At 71.7% G+C, this 7,705-nt stretch carries 8 protein-coding genes; all 8 read right to left on the reverse strand.

Features of this window, described 5'->3' with window-relative positions:
• Positions 1–496 precede the first annotated feature (496 nt).
• The 8 genes from ACZ3UD_RS37290 to ACZ3UD_RS37325 all read right to left on the reverse strand — a co-directional run bounded on the left by ACZ3UD_RS37290 (position 497) and on the right by ACZ3UD_RS37325 (position 7,606).
• Positions 497–1,888, reverse strand: a complete 1,392-nt coding sequence (locus ACZ3UD_RS37290) for an amidase (protein WP_465598429.1) — start codon at positions 1,886–1,888, stop codon at positions 497–499.
• Entirely contained in the window at positions 1,875–2,084 is a 210-nt protein-coding gene (locus ACZ3UD_RS37295; RefSeq protein ID WP_465598432.1) for a hypothetical protein, read from the reverse strand. The genes ACZ3UD_RS37290 and ACZ3UD_RS37295 overlap by 14 nt, the downstream gene beginning before the upstream one ends.
• Positions 2,085–2,223: 139 nt before the next feature.
• Positions 2,224–3,156: an MBL fold metallo-hydrolase gene (locus tag ACZ3UD_RS37300; RefSeq protein ID WP_465598435.1), complete on the reverse strand. Its 933-nt coding sequence runs from the start codon at positions 3,154–3,156 to the stop codon at positions 2,224–2,226.
• Between the two features lie 49 nt (positions 3,157–3,205).
• Positions 3,206–4,426, reverse strand: a complete 1,221-nt coding sequence (locus tag ACZ3UD_RS37305) for an MFS transporter (protein ID WP_465598438.1) — start codon at positions 4,424–4,426, stop codon at positions 3,206–3,208.
• Positions 4,427–4,501: 75 nt separating this feature from the next.
• On the reverse strand, positions 4,502–5,086 hold the full coding sequence (locus ACZ3UD_RS37310) for a TetR/AcrR family transcriptional regulator (RefSeq protein ID WP_465598441.1): 585 nt from the start codon (positions 5,084–5,086) through the stop codon (positions 4,502–4,504).
• A 374-nt stretch (positions 5,087–5,460) separates the two neighbouring features.
• Positions 5,461–6,096 (reverse strand): VC0807 family protein, encoded by a 636-nt coding sequence (locus ACZ3UD_RS37315; RefSeq protein ID WP_465598444.1) that lies wholly within the window; start codon positions 6,094–6,096, stop codon positions 5,461–5,463.
• A complete protein-coding gene (locus ACZ3UD_RS37320) occupies positions 6,093–6,731 on the reverse strand; it encodes a TetR/AcrR family transcriptional regulator (RefSeq protein ID WP_465598447.1) in 639 nt (212 codons plus the stop codon). Before ACZ3UD_RS37320 ends, ACZ3UD_RS37315 begins: the two co-directional genes overlap by 4 nt.
• 248 nt (positions 6,732–6,979) lie before the next feature.
• Complete coding sequence (locus tag ACZ3UD_RS37325) at positions 6,980–7,606, reverse strand: TetR/AcrR family transcriptional regulator (protein WP_465598450.1); 627 nt, start codon at positions 7,604–7,606, stop codon at positions 6,980–6,982.
• Between the last annotated feature and the right edge of the window lie 99 nt (positions 7,607–7,705).

Consider the following 7,705-nt stretch of genomic DNA (forward strand, 5'->3'; position numbering starts at 1 on the left):
ACCCGATGCAGCGCTCGAACATGGAGGACTCGGGTGGATGGAAGCGATACTGATACGAGCGGACAGGCGTTCTGCAGGCGGCACAGATTCGTCGATCGCCGTCGGCAACCGTGTCCCAGGTCCCGACCTTCCGCCGGTGCTGTCGCCCGGCCGGTGCTCTTCAAGTCGTCATGCCGGGCATTCTCCCGCCCAGCGAGTCGCTCGGCATAACCGTTCGAGCAGGGTTCCGATCGACTACAGATCGTAACCGCCTCGGCGTGCTCTTCACGAAATCCGTGCCTGAACCGGTTCACCGTGTCGAAAACAGGCACCGCGTCGTCGTAGACCCTCCAGCCGTCCTCGTTGTGGTGGGAGGGGGACGGTCCACCATGGGCCCCGCCAGCAATCGACGGACAGATCCGCGACGGCTGAGACCCGGCAGCAGCCCCCCTTTGGGCCGGTACTCCCCCACCCCGGATAGCAAAACCGGTGAGAACCCGCCGCCCGGGGTGTTCGCTCAGGTCACTGTGGCGAGTGCGCGGGCGGGCTGCGTCTGCTCGTAGGCGTGGCCGACCCGCAGGAGGGTGGGCTCGCTGAGGGGCCGGCCGAGCAGTTGCATGCCGATCGGCAGGCCCGCCGAGTCGTGGCCGACCGGAACGGTCAGGGCGGGCACTCCGGTGATGTTGGCGGGGGCGCAGAGGCGCACGTAGGCGTCGGAGACGCCCTCGACTGTGCCGTCGGGCCAGGTGACCGTCTCCTCGTCGGCCGCGACCGCGGGCATCGGGACGCTCGGGGCGGCGATCACGTCGGCCTCCTCTAGCATCCGTGCCCACTCGGCGCGCATGAGCGTGCGGGAGCGTTGAGCGCGTACGTAGTCGCCGGCGCTCATCAACTCGCTTGCCTCCAGGAGGAGGCGGACGTCCTCCTGGTACAGCTCGGGGACCGTGCGCAGGCTGCCTTCGTGGTAGGCGCCGGCCTCCGGTACCATCAGGCCCCACTGGGTGGCCTGGATGTAGCGGGTCATCGGGATGTCGACCTCGACGAGCCGTGCGCCCAGGGTTTCCAGCTGCCCGATGGCGTGCCGGACGGCGGTCTCCACGCGCGGGTCGACGTGGTCGAAGTAGTAGGTGCGCGGCAGGCCGATGCGCAGCCCCGTCAGGTCCGTGTCGGCACCGGGCCGGTAGTCCGTGGTGGGCACGGACAGCGAGGCGGGGTCGCGCGGATCGTGTCCGGCCAGCGCGGTCAGGACCAGGGCGGCGTCCTCGACGGTGCGGGTGAGCGGACCGACGTGGTCCAGCGACCAGGACAGGGAGGTGACGCCGTGGCGGGGGACGAGACCGTAGGTAGGTTTGAGGCCGACGACCCCGTTGAGCGCGGCGGGAACCCGAATCGACCCGCCGGTGTCGGTGCCCAGGGCGAAGGTCGCGGTGCCCGATGCGACGGCGACCGCGGAGCCGCCGCTGGAACCACCGGCGACCCGGCCGCGGTCCCAGGCGTTGCGGGTCTGCGGAGTGGTCAGGCCGAACGCGAACTCGTGGGTGTGGGTCTTGCCGAGCAGGACCGCGCCGGCCGCGCTCAGACGCGCGGCGACCGTGCTGTCCGCCGTCGCGCGATGGTCGGCGCGCACCCGGGAGCTGGCCGTGGTGGCCATCCCGCCGACGTCGATCAGGTCCTTGAGTCCCATCGGGATGCCGTGCAGCGGTCCCCGGTAGCGGCCGTGCGCCGCTTCGTGTTCGGCCTCGCTCGCCGCCCGGCGTGCCTGTTCCGCGGTGACCGTGACGTAGGCGCCGAGGTGCGGTTCCACTTTCTCGATGCGATCGAGGACGGAGTCGACCAGTTCGACGGGGGACAGTCGCCGGGCACGGATCGCGTTCGCGGCGGCGGCGAGGGACAGCTCATACGGCTGCATCGTGCTTCTCCTCTCCGGCGCGGTAGGCGGTGGCGGGCGGGACGTCCGCGAAGTCCAGCTCGCGCAGGACCGCGACGACGCCGTGGATGTGGTTGGCGACTGCGGCGACCGCGGCGTGGCGCTCGGCGGGCAGCACAAGTCCGGCGCGGGCGGCCCAGCGGGCGGCCTCCGGTGGTGTGAGTTCGACGGTGGACATGGATGTTTTCCTTCTCGGTCGAGGTTTGAGTGGCGGAGCACCCGAGGCCATAAAGGCCAAGGATTAGCTTTAGGTGGCCGCAGGCGCCGCGGGTGCTCGGCGGCCCGCACGGGGCGGCCGGGCGGCACCGGCCGCGTGATCAGGCCGCGGTGGCCGGGATCTCGACGCCCGGCTCGGCGAGCAGCCGGTAGCGGCCGTTCTCCCGGCGGACGGTGCCGGCCGTGGGCTGCGGGAAGTGGGTGCCCAGGAGCAACGCGTCGGTGTCCGCCAGGGCGTCGAGCAACTGCCCGCGGGTGCGGACCGCCTGGGCGGCGTCGATGTCGACGCAGCTGTTCACGTGGGGGTGGGACAGCTGCACGGGGTGGTGGATGCTGTCGCCGGTGATCAGCGCCCGGCGGTCACTGCCGCGCAGTTCCACGGCGACCTGCCCCGGGGTGTGGCCCGGGGCAGGGACCAGGAAGACGCCCGGCGTCACCTCGCGCCCCTGCTCGGGCACGTCCACGAGGTCGTACTGTCCGGCGTCGCGGACGGGGGTGACGGAGTCGCGGAACATCTGGCGGCGGGCCTCATCCAGGTCGGTGGCGGCCCAGTGGTCCCATTCGGTGCGGCCGGTGAGGTAGCGGGCGTTGGGGAAGGTGGGGACCCAGTCCTCGCCGACGAGGCGCGTGTTCCAGCCGACGTGGTCGGTGTGCAGGTGCGTGGTGATCACCAGGTCCACGGACTCGGGCGGGAAGCCGGCCGCCGCCAGGCGTTCCAGGAAGTCGGTGTCGAGACCGTTCCAGGCCGGGTTGGCGCGTGGCTTGGCATTGCCGATGCCGGTGTCGACGACGATCCGCAGCCCGCCCACCTCCACCGCGAAGCTGTGGCTCGCCAGACGGGGGACGTCGGCGTCGGCGAAGTCGGGGCGCAGCCACGACGCCTCGTCCAGCACCTCCTTGGTGGCGTTTGGCAGCAACCAGGGTCCGGTCTGCCGAGGCAGTTCGATCTCGTCGACGCGGCGTACGGCGATGTCGCCGAGGCTCCATCCCGCACTTGCGAAGGGGGTGGCCGGACGGGGCGTGGCAGTGCTCATCGGTGGGTCCTTTCGGGCGGGCGGGGCGCTGCGGGAAGGCAGGACTCGGTCAGGCGGTGCGCGGCTGCCGCACGGCGCGGGTGAGGCCGATCAGGGTCGGAAGGAGGACCGTCACGGCGTGGAGCGAGACGGCGGTCTGCAGGCCGTACAGGTTGGTCAGCAGGCCGGCGAGGACGGCAGGGATGCTCATGGCCAGGTAGCTGAGGACGTAGTAGGCGGCGAGCGTGCCGGCGCGTTCGCCCGGGGCGGCCGGGGGCAGCAGCAGGCGCAGGGCGCCCTGGGCGACGGCGCCGAAGCCCGCGCCCGCCAAGGCGGTGCCGGCGAACAGCGCGGGCAGGCTGTGCAGGTGCGGGGCGCTCAGGGTCAGCAGGGCCCCCGGAGTCAGGAGCGCGGTGCCGGCCAGGCTCACGGTGCGGGCGGGCAGTGCCCGGGCGGCGTGGCCGGCGAGGCCGGCCGCGGCCGTCAGGGTGAAGAAGACCAGGCCGCCGGTCGCGCGGGCGGCGTGCGGGGCGATGAGCCGGGTGAGCGAGGGGCCGAGGGAGGAGTAGAAGCCGCCCAGGGCCCAGGCAGCGACGACGCCGGGCGCGGCGAGCGCCATGGCCGGCCGGGAGGCGGGGGCGACGGCGATCGCGGGGCGCAGTGAGCGCCAGGCGCCGGGGTGGGGGCGGGCGGTCTCGGGGGTGCGCAGGACCGCGGCGGCCTGCGCCGTGAAGAGCAGGAGCAGCAGCAGGTAGACGGTGCGGGTGGGGGCGGGGGCGTACTGCACGAGGGCGGTGGCGGCCAGCACGCCGACCGCCATGCCGGCCACGGGGGTGATGCCGTTGGCGGCCGTTGCCCGGCCCGGGCGGCCGGGGTCCTCGAAGTCGAGCAGGGCGGCTCCGGCGGCGCTGGTGGCCACGCCGGTGGCCAGGCCCTGCAGGATCCGGGCGGCGATCAGCACCGGCACTCCCTGTGCGGTGGCGAAGACGGCCATCGCGGCGCTTTCCGCCAGCAGCGCCCCGGCGAGGACCGGGCGCCGGCCCAGGTGGTCCGAGAGCGTGCCCGCGGTCAGCAGTGCCACCAGCAGTGCGAGCGCGTAGGCGCTGAACACGACGGTCAGCGTCATGGCCGAGAAGTGCCATGCGGCCTGGTAGAGCGCGTAGAGCGGGGTCGGTGCGCTGGAGGCAGCCAGCAGGCCGACCAGGACCGAGGCGTGGAGCCGGAAGGCACCGTGGTGGCTCAGCAGGGGCAGGCGACGGGGGCGGGGCGGCAGGGCTGTGACGCTGGTCATGGAGCACCTCCGAGCCTTAAGGCGAATGTTTTGCATTAAGCACCCTAGGCCCGCGCCGCCCCAAACCGCAAATATTTAGCTTTTAGGCGGTGAGAGGGGTGCGCCGCGGCCGAGCACCGCCGCCACCAGATGGCCGGCGTAGGCCGCGGACAGGTCCGAGGGGCGGAACAGGATCCGATACATCAGGGGGGCGACGACGACGTCCAGCAAGGTCTCCACGTCGGGCACGGCCTCCCCGCGCCCGGCAGCGCGCACGCCGATGGCCTTCAACTGCTCGGCGGCGTAGTCGGAGCATCGGGACGCGTTGCCCTGCTCGGGGTCGCCCAGCAGGGCGTCACGGATGTACGTGCGGCCCGCCGTCGAGGACATCTCCTCGGCGAACTGCACCGTCCACGCCTCCAGGTCCGCCCGCAGGCTGCCGCGGTCGACCGGCGGGGAGTCGGGGCGCAACCGCTCGACGGCCACGTCGGACAGCAGTTCCCGCAGGTCCCCCCAGCGCCGGTAGACGGTGGACGGCGTGACTCCCGCGCGGGCGGCGACCAGGGGCACGGTGAGCGCATCCCGCCCCAGTTCCGCCTCGAGATCTCGGACGGCCTGGTGCACGGACTGCTGGACGCGGGCGCTGCGCCCGCCGGGGCGTGTGGTCGTTCGGGCACTCATGCACACAGCTTAATGCGAAGAAGTTGCGTCCGACTGGACGTCGACTGGTCGGACCGCCACGAGAGCTGATCCCACCCGGCCGCCACGCGGTACCGGCATGCGACCCAGCGGAACGGACCACGGCCGCCGGGTGCGGGCGCATCAGGGACCTCCCTGACGGCCTCGCCGAGGCTGCCGAGCCGGGCGGCGGCGAGCAGCATCTCCAGGCTGGGCAGGTCGGGCACTCGGCGGGAAGGCGCCCTGCGCCCACGTCAGGACGGCTCCCGCCGGATGGGGGTCTGTACAGCCAGTGGCTCTGCCACGCGGACCGTACAGGCCCACGCGCCACTCCCGGGACGTCGGCGGGCCGGGGCCCCGGGCGGCGGTCTTGACCATCAGGGCAGCAGGGCGACCGGAACCGGTGAGCTGGCAGGCATCGTCGAGGCCCTCGGCGTGACCGGCCAGCACGCGTTCATGGCCGCAGGGGCGGCGTCGACGGGCAGTAGATAGGCGAAGGCCAGTTGGGCGAGGGCGTTGAGCAGGCTGGCCGCGCCCCAGACCGTGGTGAGTACCCGCAGGCCGTGGCGGAAGGCGGCGTCCTGGTGCCAGCGGCCCTCCCAGGCGTGCAGCCCGTCCTCGCCCGCCTTGGCCTGCACGAAGGAGCGGAAGACGACCATCAGGGCCGGGCGGCCGTAGCCGACCGAGGCCAGTAGCCAGAGGCCGATCAGTCCGCCGAGCATGCCCGTCCAGGCCTCGCGGACCAGCAGCGCGCGTGGGTCGCCGGTGAGCGAGGAGAGCACCAGGGCGAGGCCTATCATGCAGAGGATCAGCAGGGCGAGGAAGTCGAGGCGGCGGGTTCGGACCAGCCGTATGAGGATGGTGGCCGCCGGCAGTGCGGCCGACCAGAGCAGGGACCACCACTGGTCCACGCCCGCGGCGCGCAGCCCGTAGTAGAGGCCGAACGGCAGGATGAGGTCGAGCAGCAGCGGTAACAGGGCGCCGGTGTGGCGGGCAGCCGCGTGGGCGGTCACGACGCCTCCTCGTTCCTGGTCGCGAGGGCGAACAGGGTGACGAGTTCGCGCCCGTAGGCGCGCGGGTCGAAGTCGTCCCCGACAGCGAGCCGGTTTGCGGCCGCGTCGATCGAGGCGCGGATCGCGGTGGCCATCGCCTCCGGGTCGAACCGGCGGAAGGCGCCGCTGTCCTGGCCGTCCCGCAGGTGTTGCACCAGCAGGGCGACCGGGGTGTCGAAGCCGGCCGAGCTGACCAGCGGGCCGCCGTCCTCCCGGCGGGCGCCTGCGAGAACGTCGACGAGCGTTCGGACCTCGGCCGGGTGCTCCGCCATGAACTCCAGGTTGGACTCGATGTACGCGGCCAGCATCGCGGCCGGTTCGGTGTGCGCGCGGATGCGCGGCTGCATGAAGACGCGCACCCGCTCCTGGACGGTGTCGACGACGGCCTGGAAGAGGTCCTCCTTGCCGTTGAAGTGGTACGAGATCAGTCGCACGCTGGAGGTCTTCGCCCGCTTGGCGATCTGCGCGAACGAGGCTCGGGCGTAGCCGAGTTCGGCGACGGTCTCGATGGCGGCAGCGACGATCTGGGTGCGCCGCGCGTCGGTGGTGAAGGTCCAGCCGGTGTCCGGACCGGCATTACCGGGGTTTACTCGCATAAGTAAAAAGCAACACGGATCAGCAAAGTCGGCGGCATGTAAAACACGCAGCCGCCTCTGGCGGGGTTCTGGCACAACCTCTGGACGCTGTTGGTGATCTTCACAAGCGACGGGTTCGAACCCGTCGCTTGTGAAGATCACCAACAGCGTCGATTCGCCTCTTGTGATGACGCGATCGAGGCTGAGGGCAGGCGCTGGCGTGAGGTGCGAAGCAAGAGCCAGCGGATGGATTCACCTGGCGACTGGTGTCAGCGGTAGGCGGCCAGGAATACGCGAACGCCTTCGTCCGCGAGGCGTTCGAGGTCGGCGGCGGGCCGGGTCCCGTCGTAGCCGTGGAACATCGCGTGATCCATCGGGATGGCCAGGACGAGCCAGGCGAAGTGGCTGGCGGCGAGGAGCGGATCGGTGATCCGCAGTAGTCCTCGCCCGGCGAGGTGCTGGAAGCAGTCGGCGAGGGCTCTGATGGTGCGCTCGGGCGCCCGCCGGTAGTAGTCACGGGCCACCTCGGGGAAGCGGCCGGCTTCGGCGATGAGCAGTCGACGCAGTTGGAGTCCCTGGGGCTGGATGACGGTGGAGATGTAGCGGCGGGCGAGTTCGCGCAGGTCTCGGTCGAGGTCGTCGGTGTCCTGGAGCGTAGTGATGGCGTCGACGAACAGGCCGACCTTGCTGCTTGCATTCAGGATGATGGCGCCGAACAGGGACTCCTTGTCGGTGAACTGCTTGTAGACGGTCTGCTTCGACACCGCCGCCATGGCCGCGATCTCGTCCATGCTGGTGCCCGGGTAGCCCTTGCTCAGGAACAGCTCGGTGGCCGCCTCCATGATCGCCTTGCGCTTGCGGGCCGTACGGCCCTCCTCCGGAGCGTGCTCTGACATGCGGTCTCCGTAAGTTGTTAGGCGGCCCGGGAGGGCCGGATGTGGCTGATGCGGTCTTGCCTTCTGTGGCTCCCGAGGAGTGGCCGTCCGGCTCTCCGG

Source organism: Kitasatospora sp. NPDC023118 (assembly GCF_055560875.1).

Excerpts from the sequence above, each read along its gene's own strand:
- ACZ3UD_RS37295 (WP_465598432.1), bottom strand. The coding sequence starts at position 2,084 with ATGTCCACCGTCGAACTCACACCACCGGAGGCCGCCCGCTGGGCCGCC.
- ACZ3UD_RS37300 (WP_465598435.1), bottom strand. The coding sequence starts at position 3,156 with ATGAGCACTGCCACGCCCCGTCCGGCCACCCCCTTCGCAAGTGCGGGA.
- ACZ3UD_RS37305 (WP_465598438.1), bottom strand. The coding sequence starts at position 4,426 with ATGACCAGCGTCACAGCCCTGCCGCCCCGCCCCCGTCGCCTGCCCCTG.
- ACZ3UD_RS37325 (WP_465598450.1), bottom strand. The coding sequence starts at position 7,606 with ATGTCAGAGCACGCTCCGGAGGAGGGCCGTACGGCCCGCAAGCGCAAG.
- ACZ3UD_RS37310 (WP_465598441.1), bottom strand. The coding sequence starts at position 5,086 with ATGAGTGCCCGAACGACCACACGCCCCGGCGGGCGCAGCGCCCGCGTC.
- ACZ3UD_RS37320 (WP_465598447.1), bottom strand. The coding sequence starts at position 6,731 with ATGCGAGTAAACCCCGGTAATGCCGGTCCGGACACCGGCTGGACCTTC.
- ACZ3UD_RS37290 (WP_465598429.1), bottom strand. The coding sequence starts at position 1,888 with ATGCAGCCGTATGAGCTGTCCCTCGCCGCCGCCGCGAACGCGATCCGT.